The sequence below is a fragment of the Paenibacillus sp. PK4536 genome (assembly GCF_028594455.2).
Lineage (GTDB): Bacteria > Bacillota > Bacilli > Paenibacillales > Paenibacillaceae > Saccharibacillus > Saccharibacillus nuruki.
Genome location: NZ_CP126313.1, coordinates 491,504 through 507,543 on the forward strand (window position 1 = coordinate 491,504; position 16,040 = coordinate 507,543).

The window sequence follows — 16,040 nt, forward strand, 5'->3', positions numbered from 1 at the left end:
TTTATTGAAGTTTTAAAAGCTGAAGATTATCTACTTGAAAAGACACTTTTGTGTCTGTGGTAACCATATCAAAACGTAACGCTTTTACTACTTTTGAATCTAACCACTGTTGGTTTTTACCAATAGGAATAGTATATGATTGGGATTTAGATATATCAAAAGTAATTGATTTTTCTTCACTGAATCCAGAACCATCATCCCAAAATAGTTGTGCTGTTTTATTTTTCAAATTTACTCCTTGAGCATATTTAAGGTCTAAAGAAAGTACATCCTTTGACGTTGTTTTGAATATATATGGTAATTTCCATAATATATATGGATCTAAACCAATTACATTATAATAATTATTCAAAAAACTTATATCATTTAGTTTGGATGGTTTATCAATTGTAATATTTCTCGTTACTGTTGTTTTTGATTTATCTATACTAAAAGACATAGGTATAATACTTAAATTTTGCTTTGTGACATATTGTTTATAAGCATCAGTATTGTAGTTTTCTGAATTGATATGTGTAATTAAAATGTATGTTTTTGCTCGCTCTAATAGATTGTATGGAGCTTGCATAAAGGTAAATAATTGATTAACCGTTAAGAACATAGTTAGAATGAAAATTGTGATTGCAATATAGCTTCTATATTTAATTTGAATTAATTTTTTCAAAGAAAAATAAATAATAATAGTAAGTGGAACAATATTCATATATAGATATCTTCCTATCAAAATATCTATTGATTCACTCCAAGTTCCATAAATGACGACTGCTATATTTAATATTATGCTTACCAACGAAAGAATTAATATCTTCTCTATTTTTTTGTACTTGATATACGTATAAATAACATAAAAAATATTAAATAAAATAGAATACAGAAGAACACTGCTTAAAGTTGTAGTAATAAAGTTGAAGGGTTCCTGTAAATTTGGATAAGTACTTTCTTGCGGATTCCAAAAACTACCTAAAAAATAAGATAACTTTTGCACAATATATTGAGAATGCATTATCATATTTTCTGGATTAACCAATTTTCTAACATATTCAGCATGAATAGCATTACCCGTCAAACTATCATAATGTAGATAATTATAAATAAACCACGGTGATGATAATAGACCAGTAGTAAAAATATATAATGGAATTTTTTTAATTTGCTTGGATAGTATTAACGCAATAACGATAAGACCAATAACATAAATAGTAGTGAACTTGGTTAATAATAAAACAACAGATAATACTGCTAATATAATAATTTGTTTATAACTGAGCACAGTGTTCTCAAATCGAATAACAAGGTAAAAAAGTACTGAAAATAAAACAACCACTAATGATTCATTACTAATAGTTATCATGCGTGTAATAAATGCTGGATTTATAAAAAAAGAAATGAAGAGCAACATCAAAACAATAGGTTGTTCAATAATTTTTTTTTTAGTTACTAATATAGTATAGACTTTCATCACAATAACAAAAGTAACTGCTAAAATTAGTACATCTAAAATTCTTAAGATAAAAAAGCTAATTAAAATACTATTTTTAAAAGGAAGTATACATAAAGCACCAATTAAATAGTAAAAGGGAGGATGTGTAGCTTCGTATTGTAGACCACCAGGTACATTATTACCTGTTAGTTGCATAAGTAAAGAAGAATTAATATTATCAAACAAAATCGGAAAACTTTTTGTTTGAGCTATATGGAGAATAATATCAAAATGTGCACCTTCATCTATAGGCGAATAAAAAGGAATAAAGACAAAATATAAAATCACCATAAAAAAAATCGCAAAATAAAAAAATTTAGAAGAATAAAAATAGAAAATACCTAAGTATACTGTAAATAATATCGAAGGAAAAATGAAGTAATGAACATATAGAAATCCATTTCCTGTATAAGTTTGATATATAAGCATGCCGAGGTATAAAATTGTACCTAAAATTGCAATATTTAAAATAATCTTTATTTGATTTGTATTAAAATTCAATTTTCTTAACATTCCCGTTTATTCACCTCTATAACATAATTAAATAAACACCTAATAAAACAAGTACAATTCCTACTGCTTTTGCAATTCCCAAAGGTTCATTAAGTACAAAAACAGAAATTAATACAATCAATAAAATTGTAAGTGACTGTGTGATAGGGGCTGCTTTACTTAAGTCAGATTTAGACAATACTACGATATAAAATACAAAACTTAAACCATACAAAAATAAACCTGACCATATATATGGCGATAAGATAACATCCGTTATACTTTTTATACTAATTTCATTTAAAGAGATTGAAGAAACTCCTTTTTTCAAAATCAATTGTGCTGTGACATTTGAAACTATTGTTAAGAATAATAATATATATATCATTTAATCATGTCCTTCTCTAATTAGCAGTAAGCAGTCAATACTTAATATAACTAGTATTGACTGCTTTTTAGTTATTCCTAAGCATAGAATTAAATTTATCAATCAATATATGGATTACCTAATGAATAATCTTCTCTGTCTTTGGTTAAATTAGGATTATAAAAAGGATCTTCTAATAACTCCTCCGGCCATTTATTTTTCATGTACATCACTTCATTAGTAAAACGTGCTTGCTTCTCTGGAGTATCTTCATAACCCCGACTTTTAGATTCGTAGTGAATTAGTTGTACTTGAGGTAACCAAATATTCCAATAACCTTTTTTGCGAACTTCTAGACAAAAATCAATATCGTTAAATGCAACTTGTAAACTGTCATTAAATCCGCCAATTTCTTCACATACTTCTTTGCGAATCATTAAGCAAGCTGCTGTAACCGCTGAGTAATTACAAACCATCTGAAGTCTTCTAAAGTATCCTGGATCTGTAGCTAAATAGTGTTTATGACTATGTCCTGCTACTCCTCCCAAACTCAAAACAACACCAGCATGTTGAACAGTTTGGTCTGGGTAATGAAGATTAGCCCCTACAGCACCAATTTCAGAACGAATGGCTTGTCCAGCCATTTCTCCTAACCAATCAGGTGTAACTATTTCTACATCATTATTTAAAAACAGAAATAATTCTCCATTAGCTTTATTACACCCAAAGTTGTTTAATTTAGAGTAATTAAAAGGGATATCATAATCATAGGATTTGAATCGATTCGGTTCTTTTGTTGACCAGTATTGATAAAGCTCTTTTGTTGAAGATTCTGTACTTCCATTATCTACTATAATAATTTCAAAATTAGTATAAAGAGTTTTTTCAAAAATGGAATTTAAGCAAGTAGACAATGTATCAGTCATATTTTTATTTGGAATAATAATAGAAATTAAAGGTTCTTGTTCGGTGCGATAATGCACACGATACAAATTAAATGCATCTTCTACATTTTCTACCCATGCATTTGCATTTCTTCGTATTAAAGCATCTTCTAAAGCTTTTAATCCAGAATTTTGAGTATAATCTTTCGAAGAGTTACTCGAAGCCGTTGATTCAGGAATAGCACGCCAATGATATAAAATTTTAGGGATATGATATATTTCATTTGTTTTTTCAGATACTCTTAGCATTAAATCATAATCCTGACTTCCTTCTAATCCTATTCTAAAACTACCAACTTCTTCTACTAAAGATTTACGATATACAGTCAAATGAGAAGTATACATTTGAGAAAGAAGTGTATCTGGAGACCAATCTGGTTTGAAAAAAGGAGAAAAGCGTTCACCCTGTATAGAAATCTTATCTTCGTCACTATAAACCACATCTGCTTCTGGAGAACGATTAAGTACTAGTACATTTTCAAGTAAAGCATTTTCTGCTAGCTCATCATCATGATCTAATAAAGCTATAAATTCGCCTTTACTTGCTTCAAGTCCTGAATTGGAAGCTTGAGAAATATGTCCATTTTTCTCGCGGAAAATAGGCTTGATTCGAGTATCTTTGTTTGCATATTCATTTAGTATATGTTTAATGTGCAATTTAGTTGAATTATCGTCTACAATACACAATTCCCAATGTGGGTATACTTGAGCAAGAACAGAATCAATACATTTTCTTAGCCATATTTCTTCAACATTATATACAGGAACTATAATAGAAATTAAAGGTTTATAATTCAAACTATCTAGTTTATTTTCTAGATTTTTGCGGGAATAAAGAGCTGAAGCTGTCCATAATTTATATCGATCTTGATCGATAGATTGTACACTATGCTGATTAAATACACCGGATTTATTTTTCGTTTTCTCCCAGACTTCTTTTAATCCTTGTTGTCTATATAATTTCATGCTTTTCTTGACAAGAAAGCTGATGGTAGACCAAGAATTCCCTTTTTGTTTAAAAACATTTTTTACAGATTTTAACGCTATATATAATTTATTCACTTTTTTAAATTCTAGATCACTAATTTCAAATTGTGTTTTTTCTTCTCCAGGATCTAAACGTAATGTTTGCGCGTATGGTGGAATAAAAAGTGTTACATATTGTTTCCCACCTTCAACCGATATAGCTGACATAGAGCAACTATTTTCTTCTTGAAAGCCACTCCCATCATCCCAATACAACTTTAAAGGTATATATTGATCTGCTTTTGATTCCCACTGAATATTATTCCAGCCCTTGTACACAGTCCCTTTCAATATAAATGCTGGATCATTTCCAGTGCTTTCCCATTTAGTATGTTCTATTTTAATTAAATCAGACACTGGAACTAGTTGCACTTTAGTTTTCACTTTTAAAAGACTTGCAAAAAAATGAGACATAGTTTTTTGATTCGACTCCTTTGTAGACAAAATTAATTTCTTGCATATCTTTTATTTTTTACCTATAAATCTTTTTAAAACAAGTATAGATTGCCAAGTTTTAGAATTATATACCGTATTCAATTCTTGAAGTAATTCTATTTTTTCTTTGTTTGTCTGCTGTATACGTTGATCAGCATGATTTTTATACTGTTCTAACTCTTTCTGTTGATTTTCTATTTTTTGTTGATAATCTAATATCATTTTTTCGTATTTAACAGAATTTTCATTTTGTAATATCAACAATTCATCGTATTTATTTTGTATTAACTCTAAGTTATTTCTTATTCCTTTACGCTTATCTTTTTTAAATTCAAATATTTTTTTGACCTCTTTGATAACTACTTCATAATTTTTAGAAAATACATATACATCTAATTCTAATACTTTGATATGAAAAGGATATTCAAAATTCAATGTAATGTAAGGATCATCTTGTTCAAAAATATAAGTTTCTTCTAAACTCAAGTCAAAATTTCCATCTACCAAATATCCTATCTTTTTTTCATCATTTAGTAGTTTAATATTATTTATTTTATAGATACCTGCATAATTTGATGGGTCAATTCGAATCGAATGAATAAATTCATAATTTGAAAGATCAACTTCATAAGAGTCTAAGTGCACAGATTCTTTCAAGTTAAAAATAATTGTATTTTCTTCGTTGTAACCTTCTCCAGTATTAATATATATTTTAAGCTCATCTTTATAAACTTCCTGTTTAATTTCAGGGGCTTTAGTTAATAATGAAACCATATTGTAAAAATCTTTTTCCATTACTTCTAATTTTTCTTTATACTCTACTGGAATCGTTTTTTCTGAGAAATGCTCATTTAGTAAAGATATATTCATCTGTTTAGAGGCTATCACTATTTTTCTATATGAATCTTGCGAATAATCCCATTCAAAGATGTTAGAGTTATAAAAACGATCAATTTCATCTCTGAAAAAGTTAAGTTTGGGATTATATGCTGTAAAAAAATGAATCTTCATCATTTTTTCCCATATGTCAACATTTCCATGCCCTATGATTTTATAAGTTATATCTTTTTTACTTCGCAGATAATTTTCTAAAGAATCCAAATGTGGCAATCCATTATCTCTATGTTCTTGAAGCCAGATAAAGTCTTTACCAAATATCCCTTTATAGATAGAATTAGCTGCTATTTCAGCTTGTACAACTGTTGGTGAATCAAAAGGAGCAGTAATGATAAAAAATTCTTTACTCACACGTTGAAGTTCATCAATAAACTGATTTCTCTTTTCTGATGGAATATGCTCGAATACATCAAGTGCTACAACAACATCATATTGATCATCTTCAAATTTCATATCAGTTGCATCTCCAAGTATATATTGCGGATCATTAAGGAGATGCTCAGGTAATTCAATATCTAAATAGGTTATTATATCATCAGGTAGAAATTTTTCTAAATTTCTATGTTCATTAGCACCCACTTCAAGTATACGGAAAGACTTTTTGGGCGTTCTAAAGCGATTTATGAGTATAGAAACATTATTATAACGTTGATATTGATCATAAATAACATGTATCACTGTACCACTTCCCATCTATGATTCATATATACAAGGCCTTCAGAAATATATTTATTAGTAATTGAAATAGTCTGAGCGTTTTCTTTATAATGCAGGCAAACTAAACCTTCATTATTAAACAGTCCTACATCTACACAATAAGTTCCACCAAGTAAAGGAATTTTGGAAATAATATATCTAACTGTATGTGTACCTACAGTTTGTGGTATTTCAATTTTTTCCAAAAAGGTGTTAGGTCCAAAAATATACTCTCGTTGAGGTGTATACAATGCGACTCCAAGTAACAAATCATTAACGTTAGAATCATAAACTTCATATTGAATTTCTACAATGATTTCATCGAATGTTTTGACATCTTCTTTATTAACTTTCACATGAGAAATATAAGCTATATACTCAGATGACGTTTTTACTATCGTTGAAGATTCTGATACATTAGAAATATCAGACATAATTTCAGCTGGTGGAACTGTTGGAATTATATTAGCTGAATCGTTTTTCATATAGCTCTCATACAAATCCACAATCTCGCTAGATTCTCCTACTGCTTCAATCTTACCTTCTTTTATCCAGACAGCTTTATTACAGAAACGTTTAACTTGTTCAGTAGCATGTGAAACAAACAGAATCGTTACTCCTTTTTGTTTCAGTTCTTTCATTTTCTCAATACATTTTGTCTGAAAACGACTATCTCCTACTGCCAGTGCTTCATCTACAATAAGAATATCTGGATCTACGTTGATAGAAACAGCAAAGGCAAGACGTGCAAACATACCGCTTGAATAAAGTTTAACTGGTTGCTCTATAAATGATCCTATATCAGCAAACTCGATAATACTATCTATTTTTTGATTCATCTCTTCTCTTTCAATACCAAGCATGAGTCCATTCAAATAAATGTTTTCACGACCAGTGTATTCAGGATTAAATCCAGCACCAAGCTCTAAAATAGCTGAAATTCTCCCACGAGCAATAATGTCTCCATGTGTAGGAGTCAATATCCCTGTAATTAATTTCAATAATGTTGATTTACCAGAACCATTTCGACCTAAAAAACCAACAGCTTCTCCAGGATAAATCTTCAAATTTAAACCATCCAAGGCATTAAACGTTAAATGATATTTTTTATTCGAAAAACTAAGAGACTCTTTTAATCGATCTATAGGTTTGTCATATAGTTTATAAGTTTTAACAACATTATTAACTTCAATAATAGATTCCAAATTTTTCACTCCTAAAGCACATCTGAAAAATGTGGCTTTAATTTTTTGAAAATTTTAATCCCTAAAACAAGAAGAATACTACATAAAATCCAGAAGTATAGCGTTTGATAAGGTCTTTCCCAAAAAGCAATATGTTCGATAAAAGTGTCTCTATATCCTTGTACAATGTAATACATTGGATTGAGCTTGAAAATAAATGCCCAAAAACTATTTAACATAGCAACTGTCCAACCAATTGGTGTAAACCAAAAACCTACTTGCAAAATAATACCGATAATCTGATTAAGATCTTTAAAAAATAAGATTATTGCTGAAGTTAAAACAGACAAAGCAAAAACCAATACAAGTGAACATATTAAATAATACAATAATTGTAAATCGAAAAGTTTGGGATAATATCCATAAAAACTATAAATGACGAAAATAAATATAATAAAAAATAAATGTACAAATAATCCGGAAACTATTTTGACGACAGGTAATAATTCTATTTTAAAAACCACTTTTTTTACTAAATAACTGTATTCAATAAAAACGTTCGTCCCACCAAGCAATGCTTCAGAAAAGAAAAACCATGGAATAATACCAGCGATAAACCAAAGAATAAATGGAACACTAGATATATCCCCACTTCTTAATCCAACCTGAAAAACAAACCAGTACGTAGCTATTGTAATAAATGGTTGGATAAAGCCCCATATGATCCCCAGATAAGAAGCTGCGTATTTTGTTTTAAAATCATTTTTTGCTAAATTAAAAATTAATTTTCGTCCTTGTACTATATATTTCAAATACCTCAAAACATCTTTGCTATTTTTGATAGACCATGTACAAAGCACTGCAGAAATTAAACTAATAATTAGAAAAATAGTATAATGTAAATAATTTTTTTGTGAAATTGTTGGATAAAAATTTTCAACACTAAAGCTTAAATACGGATCTTCTCCTAAAGCTTCTAAACTAAGAATGTCATGTCCTTTGTTAATCATCTTCATTTGTTGAACATTTAAATTTAAATCTAGAAAATCAATATTTGTCATTTTAGTTCTTGATAAACTCACATTTTTAATCTCTAAATCTGCTTTTTTACTGCCTGTATCCAGTCTTAGTATATTAACGTTTGCAGGGATATCAAATTGGATTTTTTTCCATTCTGTAGGATCATTGTACGTTTTAGTGACTGATTGTTGTTCGCTCCACTTTTGGCTTTTTTGACTTTTGAAAAATAATTGTATGTCTGCGTTTATATTAGATTTATATTGCAAACTCAATGTAGTAACAATTTTAGACTGATAATAAATATTGATTATGAAAAAAAATGATAATGTTAAAATCAAGGTAAATACTATTAAAAGTGCTTTTTTTATAATAGAGTTTCTCATTCATACTCTCCTGACATCTTATAAATTAATAAATTAAAAAGTGATAATAAATTGATCTGAAATAGTCTACTGTTGAACATAGGCTATATTATGATAAAATATGCTAGTATCTCTTACAAAAAGGAGTTTAAAACATTGGCTAATCCAGTATACGGCAAACATTTTAAAGCGTCCACTGAGGACGAAAAACGTGGAAGTATGTTTTGGGTCCTTAATATCTGTATGATTTTATTTTTATTATGGGCCCCGTTTCAAATTGCATTATTTAATGGTCTAGGCATCAGTTTTGAAAAGCCTCTCTTTTGGGCAATCATGTTGGTATGTATCCTTATGATTCTAGGACTTATTCAGTTCAACAAAAAGGTCCAATTGAATGATCAACGTGATATGGTCGCATTATTAATCATTTTGCTTCCTCTCTCGTATATGATCTCTATGTTTTCGGCTGCCTCTTGGCATTATGCCGTAAATATGGTGCTAATTCAATGGATGTACGCATTTATTTTTGTAATTGGCATCTATCTGTTACGTGATCGTGTCTCCAATAAGATTATTCAGATTACATTGATGGGTTCAGCTTATCTTATTGTGTTCTTTGGATACATTAGTTGGTTCGGTCAAGGTTATCTAGCTGGACACTTAGTATGGTGGTTCTCCAATGGAGTAGGTAACGGTGTCTATATTGATGCCATCATGCAAGATTCCAACGGTTGGCGTTTAACTTCTGTATTCCAATATGCGAATACATATGCAGCTTTCTTGATGGCTATTATGTTTGCGGGGCTCTTTAATGCCAGTCGCCTCAGAACATGGTATGACCAGTTGATTCACGGATTTATGTTAGTTCCTGTTATTTTAGCTTTAATTCTTACTCTTTCTCGTGGTGGTTTAGTTGTTTTACCATTTGTATTACTTATTTTACTTCTATTACTTCGTCCTGCTCAACAGATACTATGGTTTATTAATCTAGTGATTGCAGGTACCGCTACAGCAGTCATTTTGAATCCAGTAACAGCTATTGGACTACAAGTGATCGCTAAGTATGATGGTGCTGTTGCTGCTAAAGGTTGGGCTTATCTCTTAATCGCTTCCTTAATCGCAGGCGTACTGATTATGCTTGTTGGACGCTACATTGCACCTAAGCTTGAAGTCGGTGTAGAAGGATGGACAGCACGTCGTGGAGCGAGTCTATGGATTCCTATTGGTTCTGCTCTACTCGGTATCCTTATGCTTGTGTTATTGATTGCGACGAATCTACGTAATCTATTGCCAGCTAATATTCGTGTGCGTTTTGAGAATATTAACTTCCAGCAAAGTAGTGTATTAGAACGTTTTACTTTTTATCGTGATGCTATGAAATTATTACGTGATTATCCATTGTTCGGCGCAGGTGGCGGAGCTTGGGGTGCTTCTTATGAAGCGTACCAGAATAACCCGTATGTCAGCCGTCAGGCACATAACTTCTTTATTCAGTATTTAGTTGAAGTTGGTGTAATTGGTTTTATCATCTTTATCTTGTTTGTTGGGTTTATTTTCTACAAATATATTCGTGGTTATTTCAAAACAGATCGTGCCGGTAAAGAATCTCACTTTATTTACTTTATTATCGTTGTATCGATCTTAATGCATAGTTTGCTTGATTTTAACTTAAGTTATGCTTATATGAGCATTTTAGTCTTTCTAGGTCTAGGTGGTATGGCTTCGGCAATGGATTTAACGCCACTCAAACGATTGAAAGCTCCTGCTGGTATGATCCGGGGGATCTATGTATCTTTGATCGGTGTCGTTGCGATTATCGTTGCTTTTACTTCTCTTCGCTTCTCAGTCGCTTCTGGAGATGTTATGGATGCTCAGAAAGCTTCTCAAGTGGCAAGTCCAAGCTATGAGGGTATTCGTGCTCCACTCGATAAAGCACTTGCTATACGTAGTACATTCCCTGATGCAGTTGTATTTATGGGTTCCTTATTGACTCAGGTATTACAACAGACTAAAGATGAACAATATTACAACGAAGATATTGCTCTTCTTACTAAAACACAGGAAAAAGAACCATTTAATAAAAATATTGTGAAACAATTAGTTACCGCTTACCAATTGGGTGGAAAATCAGATGTAGCCTTTGATCTACTTGTAAACAGTATTCCGAAATACAAATGGGATATCGAGTGGTATGAGGGTGTAATCACTCAAGCTTATGCACTGGGTAATCAAGCTTATGAGAAAAAAGATACAGCTGCTCAAGAGAAATATTTCAATGCCGGTCTAAATGCTTATAAAGAAGTAGAAGCGGGTGTAGAATACTTGAAAACATTACCTACAGGACAGTTACAAGGTCGTGCTTTTGCTGTTACACCTACAATTGCTTTGAATATTGGTAAAATTCAATTAATGCAAGGTAAAACAGCTGATGCAGCGTCCACATTCAAATTAGGATTAGCTGACGATCTGAATGATCAAACCAATCGTGAAGTTGCTCGTTATTATCTAGCTGCTTTGAAAAAGGATAAACAAAATGATCAAGCCATCTATGATAAGTTAATCAAAATAGATGCAAAAGAAAAAGAACAAATTAATACGATTGCAAATATGGATTATAGCGGTAAATAATAGTAGTGTTGATTTGAACAAAAAAGACTTTCTCTTAATTAGAGAAAGTCTTTTTTTGTTCTTCTTGCAGTAATACTTCACGTAAATAATTTAATGTTTCCTCACGTAATTCAGGGTGCTTCAAAGCATAATGAATCGTTGTTTGGACAAAACCGCTTTTCTCACCAACATCATGACGTAATCCTTCAAATTGATAAGCTAGAATTCTTTCTTTTAATGCCAATTGAGAAATGGCATCTGTCAGCTGAATTTCTCCACCTACGCCAACTTGTTGTTCGCCTAAAATATTAAAAATCTCTGGCGTTAAAATATATCTTCCCATGATCGCAAGATTAGAAGGAGCATCTTCTCTGGCTGGCTTTTCAACCAACCCTTTAGCTTGATACAAGCGATCTGACAAAGGTGAAGAATCGACAATGCCATAACGAGATACATGTTCCCATGGTACTTCTTTGACACCTACAACAGATGATTCGTACTCTTCATAGACATCCATCATCTGCTTCAAGCAAGGTGTATTAGACTCCACAATATCGTCTCCAAGTAAAACAGCAAAAGGTTCATTTCCGATAAATTTACGAGCACACCAGATCGCATGGCCTAAGCCTTTGGGTTCTTTTTGACGAATATAATGAATATCTGCCATTTCAGAAGGCTTACGTACAGCCTCAAGTAATGCCCACTTCTCTTTTTCTGCTAGATTATGTTCTAATTCAAATGAAGAATCGAAATGATCTTCGATGGCACGCTTGCCTTTACCGGTAACGATAATAATATCTTCGATACCCGAAGCTACAGCTTCTTCGATAATATATTGAATGGTTGGTTTATCTACAATCGGTAACATTTCTTTGGGCATCGCTTTGGTTGCAGGTAAGAAACGTGTTCCTAGTCCTGCTGCTGGAATAATCGCTTTACGGATTTTCAATGTAATTCTCCTCTATATCTATGATTAGATATAATATACTTCATTCCCCTTATATAAACCAATATACAAAACAAAAGACTTTCTCTTTAGTAGAGAAAGTCTTTTGTTTATTATTTATTTTCTTCTTTTGCCATAATTTCATGCAAATATTCTAATGTAGATTCACGTAGTTCAGGATGCTGTAATGCATAATGGATCGTTGTTTGAACAAATCCACTTTTCTCACCAACATCATGGCGTAATCCTTCGAATTGATAAGCAAAGATATCTTGCTGTTCACCCAATTTGGAAATCGCATCCGTTAACTGGATTTCTCCACCTGCACCTGCATCTTGATTACCTAAAATATCAAAGATTTCTGGAGTCAAAATGTAACGACCCATAATTGCCAGGTTAGAAGGTGCTTCTTCACGTGGTGGTTTCTCTACCAAACCGTTTGTTTTGTACAAACGATCTGATTCGGTTGTCGGTTCAGCATCGACAAGTCCGTAACGAGATACATGTTCCCATGGTACTTCTTTCACACCGACTACAGAAGACTCATGCTTCTCGTAGACATCCATCATCTGCTTCAGGCAAGGAACATCTGATTCTACAATATCATCGCCTAGAAGCACTGCAAATGGCTCATCTCCGATAAATTTACGAGCACACCAGATGGCATGTCCCAAACCTTTCGGTTCTTTTTGACGAATATAGTGAATATCTGCCATCTCCGAAGACTCACGTACGGCATCAAGTAATTTCCACTTTTCTTTTTCTTCTAAATTCTGTTCCAATTCAAACGAATAATCGAAATGATCTTCGATCGCACGTTTGCCTTTACCGGTAACGATAATAATGTCTTCGATACCCGAAGCTACAGCTTCTTCAATAATGTATTGGATCGTTGGTTTATCTACGATCGGTAACATTTCTTTAGGCATTGCTTTGGTTGCAGGTAAGAAACGTGTTCCTAGTCCTGCCGCTGGGATAATCGCTTTACGAATTTTCATGATTCAAACTCCTTTTTCTATGCTGTTTTGCATCTATAGATTATATATTATACTTCTTGTTTATTTTGTGTCACTAATCGTTTAAGCAATAAACGCATATCTTTGACTGATTTCAAACGATAATTGGCATGTGTGTTACCTGTTCCAATTTTAACCGAATATGAATCTTTAGGAAGCGCTGAGAACAAATCTTCATCGGTTGTATCATCGCCTACACCTAAAATAAAGTCATATTCCTGATCACGTAGCAATAAATGTGCTCCATGACCTTTGTTAATACGGTTATCTTTCACTTCTAGCACTTTATTACCTTCGAGTACACCGATACTCATCGAATTGGTAATCGACAATAATGCTTCTTTCAGCTCATCGCGTTTGAGTCCGATCATATCAGGTTCACACTGTCTGTAATGCCATGCTAACGAGTATTCTTTTTCTTCAATCAACGAACCTGGCGTACGATCTGTATATTTCTCTAAAATATGACGAATCGTATCTTTCCAATCGTTGTCTACGTTAACGGTCATCATCCAATCTTCGTCTGCTCCTGGCTTACGGAACCATAATCCATGAGAAGCAATAATATGAAGATCCAAATCTCCTAACCATTTTTCCATTACAAAACGATCTCGTCCTGTAATAATAACTACGGTATTACGAGGATCTGCACACAGACCAGCAAGCAACTGCTTCAATTCTTCGTCTGGCTTCGCTTGTTCTGGAGTCGGCTTAAATCCTACCAGTGTACCATCGTAATCTAAGAATAATAGGCGTTTTTCAGAATCACTATATACTTTTTCCATATCTGAATATCCAGATTTAAGATTCAGAAGTGGACGAGTCGGTGTCTGTTCTTCTGTTGTATTTTTAAGGGCTTCTAGGAATTCATCTGCCCAGAATTTCACATTATAACGGGAAAGACGAACATGTAACATTTTGTTACGTTCGATTTTCTCATGATCCGGCATATCTAATGCTGTTTTGATACCGGCAGCGATCTCACCATAATCATTCGGATTTACAATAACACCTTCACCTAGTTCACTAGCCGCTCCTGCTGTTTCACTAAGAACAATCATACCTTTGTAGTCTGTGCGAGAAGCAATATACTCTTTCGCTACTAGATTCATTCCATCCCGTAGAGGAGTCACTAATAACACATCACTATTACGGTAGAAAGCAATCAGATCATCTTGCGTAAATGTACGGAAAAAGAACCATACAGGCATCCAGCTGAGTGTACCGTATTTACCATTAACCTCACTAACCAACTCTTCGATTTCACGTTTAAGTGAATCGTAAGCTTCTACACCGACGCGAGAAGGGGCTACGATAAGGTTTAAGCGTACTTTTTCATGATATTCCGGGTATTGCGCCAAAAATTGTTTGAACGCTTTAATACGATCTGGAATCCCTTTAGTGTAATCTAAGCGATCGACCGAGATAATATTTTGTACACTCTTCGTACTTTCGATAAATTCTTGCGCTTCCGAAGACAAGTTTTGGGATTGAGTCGGTGCTGCAAAATAATCATAGTCAATTCCCATTGGGAAGGCATCGACTTGAGTGGTATGTGTTTCTCCATTGATTTTATATAAATTATGTTCTTTACCTAAAAGTCTACGTACACTACTTAAAAAGTGACGTACATAATCATAAGTATGGAATCCGATCAGATTTGCACCAAGCAATCCTTGTAAAATCTCTTCACGCCAAATGAGCAAGCGATAGATTTCGAAAGAAGGGAATGGAATATGCAGAAAAAACCCAATTTGAGTATCGGGATATTTTTCTCTAATCATCTGTGGAAGTAACATCAATTGATAATCATGTATCCAGATTGTATCATTTGGTCCAATCTCAGGTTCTAACGCATCAAAAAACTTTTGATTGACGTTTTTATAAGCATCCCATGTATCTGTTGTGTATTCCGCTTTGTCGTTGAAATAGTGGAATAACGGCCAGATCGTTTCGTTACAGAATCCATGATAATATTGCTCTATTTCTTGTTCAGACAAAAAGATAGGCAAACAGTTATAGGATTCTTGCAATTCATTACTGATCGTTTGTGTTTCTTCTTCGTTAAGATCGTCTTTAGCTACACCAGGCCATCCAGCCCATAGACTATCCGATTGTTCGTGGTAGCTTTTAAGACCTGTAGCTAGTCCACCTATACTCTTACTATATTCAATCTCTGTTTCACTTTTTTTTACAGTTACAGGTAAACGGTTGGATACAAAAATAATTTTACTCATTGAATCCCCTCTCCTAAACAATAATTGAATAGTTATGTGATTGGTTTACTCTTTACTATGTGTAAATCGCCTGAATAACAAGACAATTTCTTTCATTTGACTTCACCGGCAGTAAAGTCATTGCTTATGCAAATTACCCTTAATTGATATGTACGACTCAACATTCTTAGCGACCCAACACCATGAGAGCCTTTTCATCCGCTCCCTATCTGGAAAAATAATCACTACAAAAAGGATGCTCTACATCCTAGATTTGTCTCTAAATAGACACTTTATCGAATATAAAAAAAGAGAATGCACGAAGCATTCTCTTAAGATTGAATCTGTATTT

At 32.6% G+C, this 16,040-nt stretch carries 10 protein-coding genes; 1 reads left to right on the plus strand and 9 read right to left on the minus strand.

The features are described 5' to 3' along the window. Position 1: 1 nt before the first annotated feature. From PO903_RS02440 to PO903_RS02465, 6 genes are all read right to left on the minus strand, one after another. Positions 2-1,993: a hypothetical protein gene (locus tag PO903_RS02440; protein WP_273592491.1), complete on the minus strand. Its 1,992-nt coding sequence runs from the start codon at positions 1,991-1,993 to the stop codon at positions 2-4. 16 nt (positions 1,994-2,009) lie between these two features. Next, the gene (locus tag PO903_RS02445) at positions 2,010-2,360 is read right to left on the minus strand and encodes an EamA family transporter (RefSeq protein ID WP_273592492.1); all 351 of its coding nucleotides are present in this window, start codon (positions 2,358-2,360) and stop codon (positions 2,010-2,012) included. 98 nt (positions 2,361-2,458) lie between these two features. Then, complete coding sequence (locus PO903_RS02450) at positions 2,459-4,723, minus strand: glycosyltransferase family 2 protein (RefSeq protein ID WP_273592493.1); 2,265 nt, start codon at positions 4,721-4,723, stop codon at positions 2,459-2,461. Positions 4,724-4,774: 51 nt separating this feature from the next. Further along, entirely contained in the window at positions 4,775-6,319 is a 1,545-nt protein-coding gene (locus PO903_RS02455) for a class I SAM-dependent methyltransferase (protein ID WP_273592494.1), read from the minus strand. Continuing rightward, the gene (locus PO903_RS02460; protein ID WP_273592495.1) at positions 6,316-7,542 is read right to left on the minus strand and encodes an ABC transporter ATP-binding protein; all 1,227 of its coding nucleotides are present in this window, start codon (positions 7,540-7,542) and stop codon (positions 6,316-6,318) included. The genes PO903_RS02455 and PO903_RS02460 overlap by 4 nt, the downstream gene beginning before the upstream one ends. Before the next feature lie 11 nt (positions 7,543-7,553). Next, positions 7,554-8,924: an ABC transporter permease gene (locus tag PO903_RS02465; RefSeq protein WP_273592496.1), complete on the minus strand. Its 1,371-nt coding sequence runs from the start codon at positions 8,922-8,924 to the stop codon at positions 7,554-7,556. A gap of 135 nt (positions 8,925-9,059) precedes the next feature. On the opposite strand from PO903_RS02465, the gene PO903_RS02470 reads away from it, so the two are divergent. Then, positions 9,060-11,531: an O-antigen ligase family protein gene (locus PO903_RS02470; RefSeq protein ID WP_273592497.1), complete on the plus strand. Its 2,472-nt coding sequence runs from the start codon at positions 9,060-9,062 to the stop codon at positions 11,529-11,531. 34 nt (positions 11,532-11,565) lie between these two features. On the opposite strand, the gene galU (PO903_RS02475) is transcribed toward PO903_RS02470, so the two are convergent. From galU (PO903_RS02475) to PO903_RS02485, 3 genes are all read right to left on the minus strand, one after another. Continuing rightward, entirely contained in the window at positions 11,566-12,459 is an 894-nt protein-coding gene (galU, locus tag PO903_RS02475; protein WP_069328501.1) for a UTP--glucose-1-phosphate uridylyltransferase GalU, read from the minus strand. Between the two features lie 110 nt (positions 12,460-12,569). Then, positions 12,570-13,454 (minus strand): UTP--glucose-1-phosphate uridylyltransferase GalU, encoded by an 885-nt coding sequence (gene galU / locus PO903_RS02480; RefSeq protein WP_069328502.1) that lies wholly within the window; start codon positions 13,452-13,454, stop codon positions 12,570-12,572. A gap of 47 nt (positions 13,455-13,501) precedes the next feature. Then, entirely contained in the window at positions 13,502-15,709 is a 2,208-nt protein-coding gene (locus PO903_RS02485) for a bifunctional alpha,alpha-trehalose-phosphate synthase (UDP-forming)/trehalose-phosphatase (RefSeq protein WP_273592498.1), read from the minus strand. Positions 15,710-16,040: the final 331 nt, after the last annotated feature.

Coding starts and splice junctions, on each gene's coding strand:
- PO903_RS02440 (WP_273592491.1), bottom strand. CDS start 1,993: ATGTTAAGAAAATTGAATTTTAATACAAATCAAATAAAGATTATTTTA.
- PO903_RS02445 (WP_273592492.1), bottom strand. CDS start 2,360: ATGATATATATATTATTATTCTTAACAATAGTTTCAAATGTCACAGCA.
- PO903_RS02450 (WP_273592493.1), bottom strand. CDS start 4,723: ATGTCTCATTTTTTTGCAAGTCTTTTAAAAGTGAAAACTAAAGTGCAA.
- PO903_RS02465 (WP_273592496.1), bottom strand. CDS start 8,924: ATGAGAAACTCTATTATAAAAAAAGCACTTTTAATAGTATTTACCTTG.
- galU (WP_069328502.1), bottom strand. CDS start 13,454: ATGAAAATTCGTAAAGCGATTATCCCAGCGGCAGGACTAGGAACACGT.
- PO903_RS02485 (WP_273592498.1), bottom strand. CDS start 15,709: ATGAGTAAAATTATTTTTGTATCCAACCGTTTACCTGTAACTGTAAAA.